The sequence below is a fragment of the Buchnera aphidicola (Thelaxes suberi) genome, assembly GCF_964059005.1.
Taxonomy (GTDB): Bacteria; Pseudomonadota; Gammaproteobacteria; order Enterobacterales; family Enterobacteriaceae; genus Buchnera_I; species Buchnera_I aphidicola_C.
Window position 1 is genome coordinate 265,271 of sequence record NZ_OZ060389.1, and the last position, 16,129, is coordinate 281,399.

Here is a 16,129-nt window from a genome sequence, read left to right on the forward strand (position 1 = left end):
TAACATATTTATTGATATTTAATAAAATAAAAAAATTTTTTAAAAAAGTAATTCTTAATGTAATGAATATTCAAATATTTCGCTAATAAAGTTTAATAGCCATCGTATTCTAATTAAATTATCATTAATTAAATGGGAGTATTGTATACTATTTTTGTTTTTTATTTTCCATACTGTAACATTTTTTTCTACTATCGGAAATAGTACTTCTAATTTAATTGAATTTTTTTCACTAATAATAATTTCACCTCCTTTTTTTGTTGATTTAATTTTTTGTATTCCTAGCATTTTTGACATAATTCTAATTTTATTGATTAGTATTAAATTATGTGTAGAATTAGGAAGTTTACCAAAATTTAGTAATAATTCTTTTTGTGTTTGCTCTAATTCTTCTATTTCATTTGTATTAGCAAGTTTATTATATAAAGAAACTCTAATATATGTTTCTTTAATATAATTACTAGGAATAATTGCTACTACATTTAATTCAATTTTTGGTGGTAATTGCAACGCATTTGCAATACATAAATTATTGTTGTTTTTGATTATTTGTATTGCTTCATTTAACAATTTTGTATATAAATTAATGCCGATAGCATTAATATGCCCACTTTGATCTTCTCCTAATAATTCTCCAATTCCTCGTATTTCTAAATCATGATGAGATAATAAAAAACCAGATCCTAAATTTTGCATAGAAGTAATAGCAGATAGTCTTTTTATAGCATTTGCATTAATATTTTTTAAATTTTTAATTAATAACCAAGCGTATGCTTGACAATTCGATCTTCCTACACGACCTCTTAGTTGATGTAGTTGTGACAATCCAAATTGATCAGCTTCCTCAATGATAATTGAATTAACGTTAGGCATATCAATTCCTGTTTCAATAATAGTAGTACTTACTAATACGTCAAATTTTTTTTTATAAAAATTACACATAATCGTTTTTAATTCTGCTGCTTTCATTTGACCATGTCCTATATATATTCTAATATTAGGGAGTAGATCAGACAGTTTTTTTACTATTTTTTTTATTTTTTTTACTTTATTAAAAACATAATATACTTGACCTCCTCGCGATATTTCTTTTGATATAACTTTTTTAATTAATTGTAAATTGTATTCTTTGACAAATGTTTTTATAGGTAATCGGTTATCTGGAGGAGTATTAATAATTGATAAATCACGTATTCCACATATTGCCATGTTTAATGTTCTTGGTATAGGTGTAGCTGTTAATGTTAATATATCTATATTGTGATTGTTTTTTTTTATATACTCTTTATGCATAACACCAAAACGATGTTCTTCGTCAATAATTAATAATCCTAAGTTGTTCCATTGTACTTTTTTTAATAAAATTTTATGCGTTCCAATTAATAAATGTATAATTCCTTTTTTTGTTTCTAACAATATTTTTTTTTCTTCTTCTTTTGTTTTGAATCTTGATAAATATTCAATTTTATATTTAAATTTTTTGAATCTTATTTTAAAATTATGAAAATGTTGTTGCGCTAACAAAGTGGTAGGTACTAAAATAGCTACTTGTTTTTTATTTAAAAGTGACACAAACGCTGCTCGAATAGCAATTTCTGTTTTTCCAACGCCTACATCTCCACAAATTATTCGATCCATTGGTATGATTTTTTTCATGTCACTTAAAACAGATAAAATTACATTATCTTGATTTTTTGTAGTTTTAAATGGACAATCTTTTATAAATTTATCATATTCATTTAAATTATTCTTAAAAGAAAAACCAGTAGATGCAGCTCTATTAGCATAAGTACGAAGTAATAAAATTGCAGAATCATGTATTTTTTCAGTAATTTTTTTATATTCTTGGCTCCAATTATTGTTTCCTAAATTATGAATAATTGGAGTAATATGTTTATTAAATGAATATTTTTGAACTAAATGCATATAGTATATTGGAACAAATAATTTAACTTTATTGGCATATTCTATAATTAAATATTCATTTTTAATGTTATTAATATTTATTTTTTTTAATCCTTTATATTTGCCAATTCCATGTTCTATGTGTACTAAAAAATCGTTTTTTTTTATTTCATATGTGTTATTTATAATATTTTTTTCATTCATTTTATTTATATTTTTATTATTTTTTAATAAATTTATGGATATTTTCATTTGATATAAATATATTAATTATTTTAATAGACAAATTTTATTTATAATTTAATAAAAAACAATTAACTTTAATATTCACATGCAATAAATTGAAATATTATTATTTATCATAATAATTTTTTTATAATTTATGTCAAATATTTAAAATAAATTATTTTATACAAAAAAATTTGTATTTTATTAAAGTGATATATATTTTTTTCTATTTTTTAGAAAATATATTTATTTTTTTATAGTAATATAAAAAAATTATAATAATTCAATTATTTTTTATGTTTATTATTAAATAAATCATGTTTACAACATTAATTTTTTTTATAAAATAATGTATCAATAAAATTGATTGATATATAATATGTAAAATTTTTTATTAAAAAAATAAAATTATAATAATTTTTAATATTGAAATAATTAACTTTATATAATGTTAATAAACTAATATAAAATAAAATTATGAATCACAGTAATATAGAGTAGATACAAATCTTAATTAATTTGATAAGATTTTAATTAATTGTTACATTATACTTTAAAATATTATGTGAATTAGTGCTGTTTTATATACGTAATGCATTTTATTTCAATATAATATTCTTTGTAAATTAATTTTTTTATTTTTTTATATAAAAAATAACAATTTTTTTATTGTTAAATCACATGATTTATATATTTGTATATAACAAATTTTTTTGATTATTAATTTTCATTAAGATATAAAATAGATAAAATAATTATTATAAAAAAAATAATTTATATTTTTTATAATACCATAGTAATTTTTTTATATAGGATAGAACATATGGCAATAAGAGTTGGAATTAACGGATTTGGAAGAATTGGAAGAATGGTTTTTAGATTAGCTCAACAATATTCTGATATAGAAATAGTAGCAATAAATGATTTATTAAAAATTGATTATATTGCTTATTTATTAAAATATGATTCTACACATGGAATATTTCAAGAAAAAATACAAACTGAAGAGAATTATTTGATTGTTAACGAAAAAAAAATCCGTATTTTTTCAGAATCTGATATATCAAAAATTAATTGGAAATCAGTAGAAGTAGATGTCGTTGTTGAAGCAACGGGTTTATTTTTAACGAAAGAAGCAACTAATAATCATTTATTAGCAGGTGCAAAAAAAGTAGTATTAACAGGACCTTCTAAAGACGATACTCCTATGTATGTAAAAGGAGTAAATTTTGATAGATATAAAGGTGAAAAAATTGTTTCTAATGCATCTTGTACAACAAATTGTTTAGCTCCCTTAGCTAAAATTATACATACGCATTTTAATATTGTTGAAGGGTTAATGACTACTGTTCATGCAACAACAGCTACTCAAAAAGTAGTTGATGGTCCATCTCAAAAAGATTGGAGAGGCGGTCGAGGAGCTATGCAAAATATCATTCCTTCATCAACTGGTGCAGCTAAAGCAGTCGGTATGGTTATACCTGAATTACAAGGAAAACTTACAGGAATTGCTTTTAGAGTTCCTACTGCTAATGTTTCTGTTGTTGATCTTACAGTAAGATATGAAAAATCTACTAGTTATAAAGAAATATGTCATTTAATTAAAGAATATTCTGAAAATCAAATGAAAAATATTATTGGCTATGTTGATGAAGAGGTGGTATCTAGCGATTTTAATGGTAATACTTTGACTTCAATTTTTGATGCACAAGCAGGTTTATCTTTAAATAAAAATTTTACAAAACTTGTATCTTGGTATGATAATGAATCAGGATATTCTAAAAAGGTTTTAGATTTAGTGCGATTAGTAGCAAATTTTAACTAAAAAAATTTTTTTATGATTAGTTTGATCATACCTGTAATTTAAATTAATACATTATTAAAACAGTAAAAAAGTAAATTATTTTTTAATTACTGTTTTAATAATATCCTTAAATATATTAAATATTATACATTATATTTAAACAGTATTGATTAATTTTAATTGAATTCGTGAATAATATTTTTTATCCATTTTTTTATTCTTGCTAATGTTTGATCAGGTTGACGATCTTCATCTATAACTAAACCTAAAAAATATTTTTTATTAATTAGTGATTTAGATGATTTAAAATCATAACCCTCAGTTGGCCATTGTCCAATACAATCACCCCCATTTTTTTTTATAATATTATATATATAGTACATTGCATCGCAGAAATATTCGGAATAATCTTCTTGATCGCCACATCCGAATATTGCAATTTTTTTTCTTTTAAAATTTATTTTTTTTAAATTCGGAATAAAATCATTCCAATCACATTGAACTTCTCCATAATACCAAGTTGGTATGCCTAAAATAATATTATCAAATTTTTCCATATCTTCTATTTTTGTATCTTCAATATCTTGAACTATAATATTATCTTTTTTTAAATAATTTTTAATTATTGCAGCTATATTTTCAGTATTACCTGTGTCACTACCAAAAAAAATACCTATATTTTTCATTTTTTCCCTTATATATAAAATATATTAGATTAATATTTATTTTTATAAAATTAAAAATTTATTTACGTTTATAGATAAAATCTATTATATGTCATATATAAAAATATAAAAATTTTATTTATTAAAAATAAAATAAAATAGAAATAAGGAATACATTATGCATACCAATATAGTATGGTTTAGAAATGATTTACGTACCTATGATAATGCAGCATTATTTCATGCATGCAATAATTCAAATGCTATAGTTATAGGTGTTTTTTTTATTACCCGATTACAATGGAAAATCCATTATTTATCAGATAAAAAAATAGATTTTATTTTATGTTCTGTTATGGATTTAAAAAAAACATTATCTAAATTAAATATTCCTTTATATATAATTAATGGACAGGATTATTATAATTCTGTTAAACATTTAATTCAATTTAGTATTAAATATAAAGCTAGATGTATATTTTATAATAATGAATATGAATTTAATGAAAAAAAAAGAGATTTTTATGCAAATGAAAAACTTTTAAAAAAAAATATAACCGTAAAAAACTTTGATGGTAATCTAATCTATCCTATTAATACTATTGTTAATAAAAAAAATAATACCTATAAAAGTTTTTTTCATTTTAAAAAAAAAATCATAAGTAAATTATTATATAATGAAATTTATTGTTTTCCTTCTCCTGATATTAGACCCTATTCATTTATAAATGAAGATGATAATAATTTATTTAAATATAAAAATAATAAATTTAAAAATATTTTTTTTAAAATTGGGGAAAAGTATGCTTTAAATAAATTAAAAAATTTTTGTGAAAAAAAAATAAGTAGTTACTCTTATGAAAGAAATTTTCCTTTTATGATATCCACAAGCATGTTATCTCCATATCTTTCTTTAGGAATTATTACATCAAAACAATGTTTATTTAAAATTCGGAATATATTTTTTAATTGGTTAAATCCTAATTCAGATTGTTTTACATGGATTAATGAAATTATTTGGAGAGAATTTTATAAAAATTTAATTGCAGGATATCCATTATTAAGTAAAGGTTTAGCTTTAAGAGATTGGGAAAAAAAAATAAAATGGAATAATAATATGAAATATTTCCAAGCTTGGAAACAAGGAAAAACTGGTTTTCCTATAATTGATGCAGGTATGCGTCAATTAAACACAACAGGTTGGATGCATAATAGATTAAGAATGTTAACAGCAAATTTCTTAATAAAAAATTTATTTATTGATTGGAGAAAAGGAGAGCAATATTTTATGTCTCAACTTATAGATGGTGATTTTGCATTAAATAATGGAGGATGGCAATGGTGCGCTTCTGTTGGAACTGATAATGTTTCCTATATAAGACATTTCAACCCTATTTTACAATCAAAAAAAATTGATCCGAAAGGAATATTTATAAAAAAGTATGTTCCTGAACTGAAAAATATTGCAGAAAAAAAAATACATAATCCATATGAATGGAATCAAAATCTCTTTAACCAATTAAAATATCCTATTCCTATAATTGAAATTAGTTCGATTAAAAAAAAAATAACCTTATTTTTCAATAAAGTAAAGTATTAAATTTATTTTAAAAAAAACGTCAAAAAGGTTTTATCATGAATAATTTATTATTAGAAAATATTATTAATAAAAAACTTAATACACATTTGTTTCAGGATTCTATTCCCAATGGTTTGCAAGTAGAGGGAAAATCTAAAATACACAAAATTTTATGTGGGGTAACGGCCTGTCAAAAATTATTAGATATTGCAGTAATAGATCATTATGATGCTATCATAGTACATCATGGATATTTTTGGGATAATGAAAATAAAACTATTAGGGGGATAAAACGTAATAGATTGAAAACAATTTTATTGAATGATATAAATTTATATAGCTGGCATCTTCCATTAGATGCGCATAAAACTTTAGGTAATAATGCAAGAATAGCTTATGAATTAAATATACAAATATGCGGTAACATTACTACATTTGTAATGTGGGGAAATTTTTGTACACCTATGTATGGAAATGATTTAGTTAAACAAATTACTTTAAAGTTTAATAGAATACCTTTGTATCTTCCAAGCAAAACTAATCAAAAAATTAAAAAAATTGCATGGTGTTCAGGTAAAGGTCAAAGTTTTATTTACCAAGCAGTAGATTACGGTATAGATGCTTTTATTACAGGTGAGGTATCTGAAGAAACATTTCATTTTGCTTACGAAAATAATATACATTTTTTTTCTGCAGGTCATCATGCAACGGAATGCTTTGGAATACAAGAATTAGGATTATGGTTGCAAAAAAATTATAATCTTAATATTAAATTTATTAATATATTTAATCCAATCTAATAAAATTTTTGAAATAATATATTTTTAATAGTGTCTTTATTTTACAAATAAAAATATAACTATCAAAATAAATTATTTTAATAAATATATTTATATTAATTTTTTTAATATTTTTAAATGAAGAGAAAATTATGAATTATAAAAAAATTAGTTATTTAATGCAATCCTCTTGGTTGTGTTTAAATAATTTAAAATATATAGAACGTTATTATAACGATTCATTATTAGAATTTAATATAGAAAAAGAACATAAGAAAAATAATAATCAATTAAACTACAAAAATACAGAATACTGTAATGTAGATTACAATCAGGAAATTAATTTAATTAAATTATCTGCAATGATTAATTTTTTTAGAAAAAATGGTCATAAATATGCTCAAATAAATCCTTTATATAAGAATATGAATAAAATTCCTAACTTATGTGAAAGCAATGATTATTTTATTAAATATAATAATATCAAATCAGAAAAAAATATTCCTAATTATATAAAAAAATATCGCTCTTTAAATACAGTATTTAAAATTTTAAAAGAAACATATTGTTCATATATAGGTATAGAATTCAGTCATTTAGACAATGATGAAGAAATTAAATGGATACAAAATAATTTCGAAAATATTATAATAAAAGATTTTTTTACCGAATCGGAGAAAAAAAAATTTTTAAAAGAAATTATTTATGCTGCAACATTTGAACAATATTTAAACTCACAATTTCCAGGTTCAAAACGATTTTCCTTAGAAGGATGTGAAGTGTTAGTTCCTATTTTAAAATATATTATTAGTTTTTCAAAAAATATAGATTCCAAAAGAATTATTTTAGGAATGGCACATCGAGGGAGATTAAATGTTTTAGCAAATGTTTTAAAAAAAAATATATCCACTATTATACAAGAATTTAAAGGTAAGGCATGTATTAATAAAAAAGGAGGAGATGTAAAATATCATTTAGGTTATGAACGTATTATTCAATTAGATAACGGTAATGAATTAAACGTATCTTTAAAATATAATCCTTCTCATTTAGAACTAATTTATCCAGTATTATTAGGAACTGTAAGATCTTATTTAGATAAAGACAAAAATATGAATACTAATAATATTATTCCAATAATTATTCATGGAGATGCTTCAATTACTGGTCAAGGTGTAGTTCAAGAATCTTTAAATATGTCTCAAACCAAATCTTTTAGTGTTGGTGGTATAATTCATATAATTATTAATAATCAAATAGGATTCACTACTTCTAATATTGACGAACTTAGATCAACGCAGTACTGTACTGATATTGCTAAAATGATCAATACCCCAGTTCTGCATGTTAATGCTGATTCTGTGGAATCAGCAATGTTTGCAATACAATTCGCAGTGAAATATAGAATGCAATTTAAAAAAGACATTTTTATAGATTTATTTTCATATCGAAGAAATGGGCATAATGAAACTGATGAACCTCGTATTACACAACCGTTAATGTATCAAATAATTAATAATCATCCATCTATTAGTGTTATATATAATAATCAATTAATTTCTGAAAATATTATTTCAAAAAATTTTTTTAATGTAAAAAAAAATAATTATCTTCAAAAAATACAAAAAAGCATTATTAATGAACAAAATATTTCGATATTAAAAAAAAGAAAGCATAATGTATTTATTGAAAATAAAATTACAAAAAAATTATCTTTAAAAAATTTAACAAAACTATTTAATATTATTAATCATATTCCTATGAATATCAATATGCACCCTTTAGTAAATAATATTTTTAAAAAAAAAATATCTCTATTAAAACAAAACAATCTTATAGATTGGTCATCAGCTGAAAATTTAGCTTATGCTGCTGTATTAAACGAAGGTATTTCTTGTAGATTATCAGGTCAAGACGTAAATCGTGGTACATTTTTTCATAGACATATTAATATTCATGATCAAAAAACTGGAAAAGTTTATACCCCTTTAAAAAATATTAATAATTTAAAAAGTAGATTTTTTTCTTATAATTCCGTTTTATCTGAAGAATCAGTTCTTGGTTTTGAATATGGTTATAGTTCAAATCAATTACATACATTAAATATTTGGGAAGCTCAATTTGGAGATTTTACAAACGGTGCTCAAAATATTATTGATCAATTTATTGTTAGTGGTAATGCAAAATGGGGTGAAAATAGTAATTTAATTATGTTACTACCTCATGGATATGAAGGGCAAGGACCAGAACATTCTTCTGCTCGAATAGAAAGATTTTTACAATTATGCGCTAATAATAACATAGAATTATGTATTCCAACTACTGCATCTCAAATTTTTCATTTAATTTATTCTCAAATATTTAGAGAAAAAATTATTCCCCGTATTATTTTTACTCCAAAATCTATGTTAAGAAATCCTCTAACTTATTCAAGTATAGATGATTTATCAAATAGTAAATTTTTAAATATTATCATAGATAATGACGTTGATAATTATAATAAAATTTATCGTATTATTTTTTGCGCAGGAAAAATTTTTTATGATTTATTGAATTTTAAAAAAAAATACAATTGTAATAATATATCTATTATTAGAATTGAAAGATTGTATCCTTTTCCTATAACTAAAGTAAAAAAAATAGTTGAAAAATATTTTTTTTTAAAAGAATTAGTATGGTGTCAAGAAGAACCAAAAAATCAAGGCGCATGGAATTATATATATCATATTTTAAAAAAAATAATTTGTAATTTAAATACACAAAACAATATTAAAATTAAATATATTGGACGACCAGAGTCAGCTAGTACTGCCACAGGATATTTTCATGTTCACGATGTAGAACAATCGATTATTTTAAAAAAATCAATGAATATAATTTAAGTAAAGGGTTATTACATGAATAATCAATTATCAATTTGTTGCCCCATTTTACCAGAATCTGTGATTAATGGGACTATTTCTAAATGGTATAAACAAGTTGGAGATGCAGTAAAATATAATGAGGTTTTATTAGATTTAGAAACTGATAAAGTTATTTTAGAAATTCCAGCTTCTAATCATGGTATTTTATTAAAAATTTTAAAAAAAGAAGGAGATCAAGTAACTTCAAATGAAATATTGGGTTATATGAGTATTAATATTTCTAATGAAATAAAGAAAGAAATTATAAAAAAAAATGATAATTTAATAGTTAAAAACAACCAACAAGATATAAATCTTACACCAAGTGCACGAAGATTAATACAAACCTATGATCTCGATTTAAACAAAATTAATAAAGAATACAGATTTAATAAAATTAATAGCGCAATTATAGAAAAATATATTAGAAATCAATTACATCAAAAAATTCATAATATTAATAATATTAAAACAAATACAATAAAACAAGATAATAATTTTAGATCTGATGAAATGTATCAAAGAAAAAAAATGTCTTCCATGCGTCAAAAAATTTGTGAAAGATTATTACAAAGTGTACATAATGCAGTTATGTTGACAACATTTCAAGAAATAAATATGAGTCATATAATAAAATTAAGAAAAAAATATAATATTCAATTTCAAAAAAAATATTCAATAAAACTTGGATTTATGTCTTTTTATGTTAAAGCTATTACAGAATGTTTAAAAAATTTTCCAGAAATAAACGCATCTATTGATGGAAGTGATATTATTTATTATAAATATTTTGATATAAGCATTGCTATTGCTACTACATCAGGGTTAGTTACTCCAGTTTTAAAAAGTACTGATAAATTAAGTATGTATATGATTGAAAATAAAATTAAAAATTTCGCAGATAAAGCTAATGTAGGTAAATTAAAAATTAAAGATTTAATAGGAGGAAATATTACTATTAGTAATGGAGGTGTATTTGGATCTTTATTCTCTACTCCTATTATTAACCCCCCCCAATCTGCAATATTAGGAATTCATGCAATACAAAATCGAGCAGTAGTCATCGACAATGAAATTAAAATAATGCCTATGATGTATGCAGCATTAACTTACGACCATAGAATTGTAGATGGAAAAGATGCAATTAGTTTTTTAAAAATGTTTAAAAATATAATAGAAGATTATTCTAGAATAATAATAAATATTTAATTTTAAATTATTTTGTTGAATTTAATTGAATAAAATTTATTTGATATGTTGGTAATAATTTATATATCATACCAACATATTTTATCTATAAACGAAATAAATTATTAGTAGAGTGATAAATAATTATCTATAAAAATAATAATAATATTTTGATATATAAAATTTTTTTTCTTACACATTATTTAAAATTAATTAAATTATTTTATTAATATAATTAAAGTATAAATAACATTCGTTAATTTAATTCTTATTATTTTTTTATATAAGATTTTATTTTCACAAAAATAAAATTATTTATTAAAATATTAAAAATAAAATGTTTTTTTATTTATTTTATTAATCGATGTATTGTTCATTATAAATATTTATTATAATATAATACTATTATGGTTTTTTTAAATATATGTTTTTATTTTATTAGTTATTAATTATTTAAGGAAAAGTACAATGAATAACCGCAATCTGATATTAATTAGACATGGTGAAAGTTTATGGAATCAAAGTAACCAGTTTACTGGATGGCGAGATATTGATTTATCTATTAAAGGAGAGGAAGAAGCATTAAAAGCAGGAATTTTACTATCACAAAATGGTTTTAAATTCGATTATAGTTATACTTCATATTTGAAAAGAGCTATACATAGCTTATGGATTATACTAAAAAATATTGATCATTCTTGGATTCCAATTATAAATGATTGGAGATTGAATGAAAGACATTATGGTAAGTTAGAAGGATTAAATAAAAAAGAAGTAGAAGCAAAATATGGAAGTTTACAATTACATCAATGGCGTCGTAGTTTTACTATTAAACCTCCTCAACTATCAAAAGATAGTATACATTTTCCAGGAAAAAATCGCCGATATTCCAGTATAGATCCAGAATCTTTACCTACATCGGAAAACTTAAAAGATACAATGCACAGGGTTATTGCATGCTGGAACGATTCAATTTTTCCTAAGATTAAAGAAAACAAAAATATATTAATTGTTGCACATGGAAATTCTTTAAGATCATTAATAAAATATTTATCCAACATTAATGATGAAGATATTGAAAAAATTGAAATTAATACTGGATCTCCAATAGTATATGAATTTAATTCTTCGTATGAACCGATACAATATCATTTATTGTAATAAAAATAATTTCGTTACAATAATAAAATACATAAATTTTTAAGGAACGATAAACTAATGATTAAAACAGTAGGTGTGCTAACCAGTGGAGGAGATGCCCCTGGAATGAATGCAGCAATACGAGGAGTAGTTAGAAATGGAATAAAAAAGGGATTATCCATATACGGTATTTATGATGGATATTTAGGATTATATCATAATAAAATGGTATTATTAGATCGATATAGTGTTTCTGATGTAATAAATAAAGGAGGGACTTTTTTAGGTTCAGCAAGATTTCCGAATTTTTTAGAAAAAAAATTTAGAATGCAATCAATTAAAAATATGAAAAAAAAAAATATAGAAGCTTTAATTGTTATAGGTGGTGATGGGTCTTATTCTGGAGCATTACGTTTGACCGAAATGAATTTTCCTTGTATATGTATCCCAAGTACGATCGATAATGATATTGCAGGAACAGATTATACTATTGGATATAGTACAGCTTTAGAAACTATTGTACAGGCTATTGATAAATTAAGAGATACATCTTCTTCTCACCAAAGAATTACTATAGTAGAAGTAATGGGAAGAAATTGTGGAGATTTAACTTTATCAGCTTCTATTGCTGGAGGATGTGAATTTGTTATTTTGCCAGAAATTCCTTATAACAAAAAAGAATTATTAGAAGCTATAAATTTAGGCATAAAAAAAGGAAAAAAACATGCAATTATAGTTGCAACAGAATTCACATGTAATACATCTGAACTTGCTAAATATATTGAAAAAAAAACAGGAAAAGAAACACGTGCCACTATTTTAGGTCATTTACAACGAGGAGGTAGCCCTGTTGCATTTGATAGAATACTTGCTTCTAGAATGGGTTCTTATTCTATAGAATTATTATTAAAAAATTATAAAAAAGATTGTATAGGAATTAAAAATGAAGAATTAGTGCATTATAATATTAAAACTGCTTTAAACGATTTAAAGAGAAATTTTAAATATACATGGTTAAATGTTGCAAACGATTTATTTTAATAAAAAATTTTTAATGTATCTCTATGTTAATTTAATAAAAAATTATTAAATAATTTTATTTACATAAAGATACTATTGTTAGTAACAAAAAATTTTTATTTTAATAGTTTCAAATTAATGTTGTTTTTTTGCAAATTTTTTAATAATTTTAATAAATGAACCACTCATTAGGGATGCATTACCTACTAATACTCCGTCAATATTATTTTTATTCATAAAAATATCAATATTTTTTTCATTTACTGAACCTCCATAATGTATTGCAAAATTATTTAATATTGTACTATTATTCGTTACTTCGTTAAATGAAGTAATATACTTTTTAATAAAATTATGAACTTGACATATTTCTTCTATTTGAGCAGATTGTCCTGATCCAATAGCCCAGATTGGTTCATATGCAATAATTGAATTATTCAATATTGTATTTCCAAATTTTTTTATTAATTTTTCTAATTGATTTTGCAAAATTGTATTTGTTTTTTGGTTTTGTTTATCTTTTAATGTTTCTCCAATACATAATATTGGAATTAAATTTGCATCTTTAATTTTTATGAATTTTTTTAAAATAACTAAATCAGTTTCATTATGATATAATCGACGTTCAGAATGGCCGACAATAACATATTTCACTTGATTTTCTTTTAACATATGTACTGAAGTTTCTCCAGTAAAAGAACCAATTGAGTGATAACTTACATCTTGAGCACACAGAGAAATATTTAAACCTAAATCAGATAAAATATTTGCAGCAAAATTTAAATAAATATTTGGAAATGCAATTACAATATTTAATAAATGAAGCTCTTCTAATGTTAAATGTTTGTGTAAATTCAATAAAAAGTCAGTAATCATTGTTTTATTGCCGTTCAATTTCCAATTAGCAATAATAGTTTTTTTTTTCATAATATTTTCTTTTTTTTTATTAAATTAAATTTTAAAAGTAACTAAGTTACTATATAGCTGTATTTTAGTAACTTAGTGTTTCATACCATAATTAATTATGTATTTTAAAATATTAGAATATTTTATATACAAAAATTAATTGAAATTATTTTTATAATTTAATTATTTAAAGTTATTTATTTATATCTTTTTTATATTTCTATATTTTTATATATGCATATATATTAAAAAATAACATTTTTTACTCATTACAGTTAGCAGCTTTAAAAGCTTCTGTCATGATGTTATCCACATTTTCATTATTTTCTTTTTTTATTATTTCATCATTTAATTGATTGTCTATCGTATGATTTGATTTTTCTATTTTATTTTTCGGCAAGGTGTAAGAAACATATATGATTCTATTTTTTTTATCAATATTATTGATTAATACGTTTATTGTATCTTCAATATGTAATTCATTACAAATATACTTCCATTTATCTGAAATGTTATCGTCGTTAGACAACGTTATTTCATCTAATAAAAGTAATCCAGGAATATTTTTTTCAAAAATTAATGAAATACTTTTATTTTTTTCAGAAAATAAAACTATTTTTCCAGTTATTAATTCATTACGTTTTTGTATTTTAAAAAATTTAATTAAAGGGTCTTCATCAATTTGTTTTAATCCTAACGATATTCTTTCTCTTTCTGCATCTACTTGTAATACTACTGCTGTGATATTTTCACCTTTTTTGTAATTAGAAATAATTTTTTCTCCAGAGTCAATCCAAGATATATCTGATAAATGAATTAATCCATCAATACCTTTTGGAAGACCAACAAATATTCCGAAATCTGTTATAGATTTAATTTTTCCTTGAACATGTGATCCTTTTTTATTAATCTCTGCAAATTCTTTCCATGGATTATTAGTGCATTGCTTAATACCTAATGATATTCTTCTCCTTTCTTCATCAATATTTAAAATCATAACTTCAATTTGATCATTAATATTAACTATTTTTGTAGGATGAATATTTTTATTAGTCCAATCCATTTCAGAAACATGTACTAAACCTTCAATACCTTCTTCAATTTCTACAAAACAACCATAATCTGTTAAATTAGTAATTCTACCATGAATTTTACTTCCTTCTGGATATCTATGAGCAATAGCGATCCATGGATCTTCCCCTAATTGTTTTAATCCTAAAGAAACTCTTGTTTTATCTTTATCAAATTTTAATATTTTTACTTTAATTTCATCTCCTATACTTACAATTTCACTTGGATGTTTAACTCTTTTCCACGCCATGTCTGTTATATGTAATAATCCATCAATTCCTCCTAAATCTACAAATGCTCCATAGTCTGTTAAATTTTTTACAATACCTGATAGATTTACACCTTCTTTTAAACTATCTAAAAGTTGATTTCGTTCTGCACTGTTTTCAGACTCTATAACAGCTCTTCTAGAAACAACAACATTATTTCTTTTTTGATCTAATTTAATTACTTTAAATTCTAATTCTTGACCCTCTAAATGCATTGAATCTCGAATTGGTCGTACATCTACTAATGATCCTGGCAAAAAAGCACGAATATTATTTAATTCTACTGTAAATCCACCCTTTACTTTTCCATTAATTATTCCTTTAATAGTTGCAATATCTTTATATGCTTTTTCTAAAATAATCCATGATTCATGTCTTTTTGCTTTTTCTCTCGAAAGTAAAGTTTCGCCAAATCCATCTTCTATAGCATCTAATGCTACTTCAACTACATCTCCTAATTTAATTTCTAATTGACCTTGTGCATTTTTAAACTGTTCAATGGGTATATTGGATTCAGATTTTAACCCCGCATCTATTAAAACATTATCTTTTTCGATAGATATGATTGTTCCGTTTATAATCGAACCTGGTTTGGTTTTAATATTTTTTAACGACTCTTGAAATAAACTAGAAAAAGATTCTTTCATATTGATAATCTTCAAAAATTTTTAT

At 22.5% G+C, this 16,129-nt stretch carries 11 protein-coding genes; 7 read left to right on the forward strand and 4 right to left on the reverse strand.

What is annotated here, in order from left to right:
- Positions 1–54: 54 nt before the first annotated feature.
- Complete coding sequence (mfd, locus tag AB4W61_RS01185; RefSeq protein WP_367678708.1) at positions 55–2,157, reverse strand: transcription-repair coupling factor; 2,103 nt, start codon at positions 2,155–2,157, stop codon at positions 55–57.
- Positions 2,158–2,956: 799 nt separating this feature from the next.
- Between mfd and gap the strand changes: the two genes are divergently transcribed.
- Complete coding sequence (gap, locus tag AB4W61_RS01190) at positions 2,957–3,958, forward strand: type I glyceraldehyde-3-phosphate dehydrogenase (protein ID WP_367678709.1); 1,002 nt, start codon at positions 2,957–2,959, stop codon at positions 3,956–3,958.
- A 155-nt stretch (positions 3,959–4,113) separates the two neighbouring features.
- On the opposite strand, the gene fldA is transcribed toward gap, so the two are convergent.
- Complete coding sequence (gene fldA / locus AB4W61_RS01195; protein ID WP_367678710.1) at positions 4,114–4,623, reverse strand: flavodoxin FldA; 510 nt, start codon at positions 4,621–4,623, stop codon at positions 4,114–4,116.
- Between the two features lie 157 nt (positions 4,624–4,780).
- On the opposite strand from fldA, the gene phrB reads away from it, so the two are divergent.
- The 6 genes from phrB (at position 4,781) to pfkA (ending at position 13,232) form a co-directional block, all read left to right on the forward strand.
- Complete coding sequence (gene phrB, locus AB4W61_RS01200; RefSeq protein ID WP_367678711.1) at positions 4,781–6,202, forward strand: deoxyribodipyrimidine photo-lyase; 1,422 nt, start codon at positions 4,781–4,783, stop codon at positions 6,200–6,202.
- Positions 6,203–6,237: 35 nt separating this feature from the next.
- Positions 6,238–6,981 (forward strand): Nif3-like dinuclear metal center hexameric protein, encoded by a 744-nt coding sequence (locus AB4W61_RS01205; protein ID WP_367678712.1) that lies wholly within the window; start codon positions 6,238–6,240, stop codon positions 6,979–6,981.
- Between the two features lie 131 nt (positions 6,982–7,112).
- Complete coding sequence (locus tag AB4W61_RS01210; protein ID WP_367678713.1) at positions 7,113–9,842, forward strand: 2-oxoglutarate dehydrogenase E1 component; 2,730 nt, start codon at positions 7,113–7,115, stop codon at positions 9,840–9,842.
- A gap of 15 nt (positions 9,843–9,857) precedes the next feature.
- The gene (sucB, locus tag AB4W61_RS01215) at positions 9,858–11,072 is read left to right on the forward strand and encodes a dihydrolipoyllysine-residue succinyltransferase (protein ID WP_367678714.1); all 1,215 of its coding nucleotides are present in this window, start codon (positions 9,858–9,860) and stop codon (positions 11,070–11,072) included.
- A gap of 447 nt (positions 11,073–11,519) precedes the next feature.
- A complete protein-coding gene (gene gpmA, locus AB4W61_RS01220; RefSeq protein ID WP_367678715.1) occupies positions 11,520–12,212 on the forward strand; it encodes a 2,3-diphosphoglycerate-dependent phosphoglycerate mutase in 693 nt (230 codons plus the stop codon).
- Between the two features lie 57 nt (positions 12,213–12,269).
- Positions 12,270–13,232: a 6-phosphofructokinase gene (gene pfkA, locus AB4W61_RS01225; protein ID WP_367678716.1), complete on the forward strand. Its 963-nt coding sequence runs from the start codon at positions 12,270–12,272 to the stop codon at positions 13,230–13,232.
- Positions 13,233–13,346: 114 nt separating this feature from the next.
- On the opposite strand, the gene tpiA is transcribed toward pfkA, so the two are convergent.
- Complete coding sequence (tpiA, locus tag AB4W61_RS01230; RefSeq protein ID WP_367678717.1) at positions 13,347–14,138, reverse strand: triose-phosphate isomerase; 792 nt, start codon at positions 14,136–14,138, stop codon at positions 13,347–13,349.
- A 241-nt stretch (positions 14,139–14,379) separates the two neighbouring features.
- A complete protein-coding gene (gene rpsA, locus AB4W61_RS01235) occupies positions 14,380–16,104 on the reverse strand; it encodes a 30S ribosomal protein S1 (RefSeq protein ID WP_367678718.1) in 1,725 nt (574 codons plus the stop codon).
- Positions 16,105–16,129 lie beyond the last annotated feature (25 nt).

Bases quoted from the DNA above. Each gene is read 5' to 3' on its own strand.
- mfd (WP_367678708.1), bottom strand. From the start codon at position 2,157: ATGAAAATATCCATAAATTTATTAAAAAATAATAAAAATATAAATAAA.
- gap (WP_367678709.1), top strand. From the start codon at position 2,957: ATGGCAATAAGAGTTGGAATTAACGGATTTGGAAGAATTGGAAGAATG.
- fldA (WP_367678710.1), bottom strand. From the start codon at position 4,623: ATGAAAAATATAGGTATTTTTTTTGGTAGTGACACAGGTAATACTGAA.
- phrB (WP_367678711.1), top strand. From the start codon at position 4,781: ATGCATACCAATATAGTATGGTTTAGAAATGATTTACGTACCTATGAT.
- AB4W61_RS01205 (WP_367678712.1), top strand. From the start codon at position 6,238: ATGAATAATTTATTATTAGAAAATATTATTAATAAAAAACTTAATACA.
- AB4W61_RS01210 (WP_367678713.1), top strand. From the start codon at position 7,113: ATGAATTATAAAAAAATTAGTTATTTAATGCAATCCTCTTGGTTGTGT.
- sucB (WP_367678714.1), top strand. From the start codon at position 9,858: ATGAATAATCAATTATCAATTTGTTGCCCCATTTTACCAGAATCTGTG.
- gpmA (WP_367678715.1), top strand. From the start codon at position 11,520: ATGAATAACCGCAATCTGATATTAATTAGACATGGTGAAAGTTTATGG.
- pfkA (WP_367678716.1), top strand. From the start codon at position 12,270: ATGATTAAAACAGTAGGTGTGCTAACCAGTGGAGGAGATGCCCCTGGA.
- tpiA (WP_367678717.1), bottom strand. From the start codon at position 14,138: ATGAAAAAAAAAACTATTATTGCTAATTGGAAATTGAACGGCAATAAA.
- rpsA (WP_367678718.1), bottom strand. From the start codon at position 16,104: ATGAAAGAATCTTTTTCTAGTTTATTTCAAGAGTCGTTAAAAAATATT.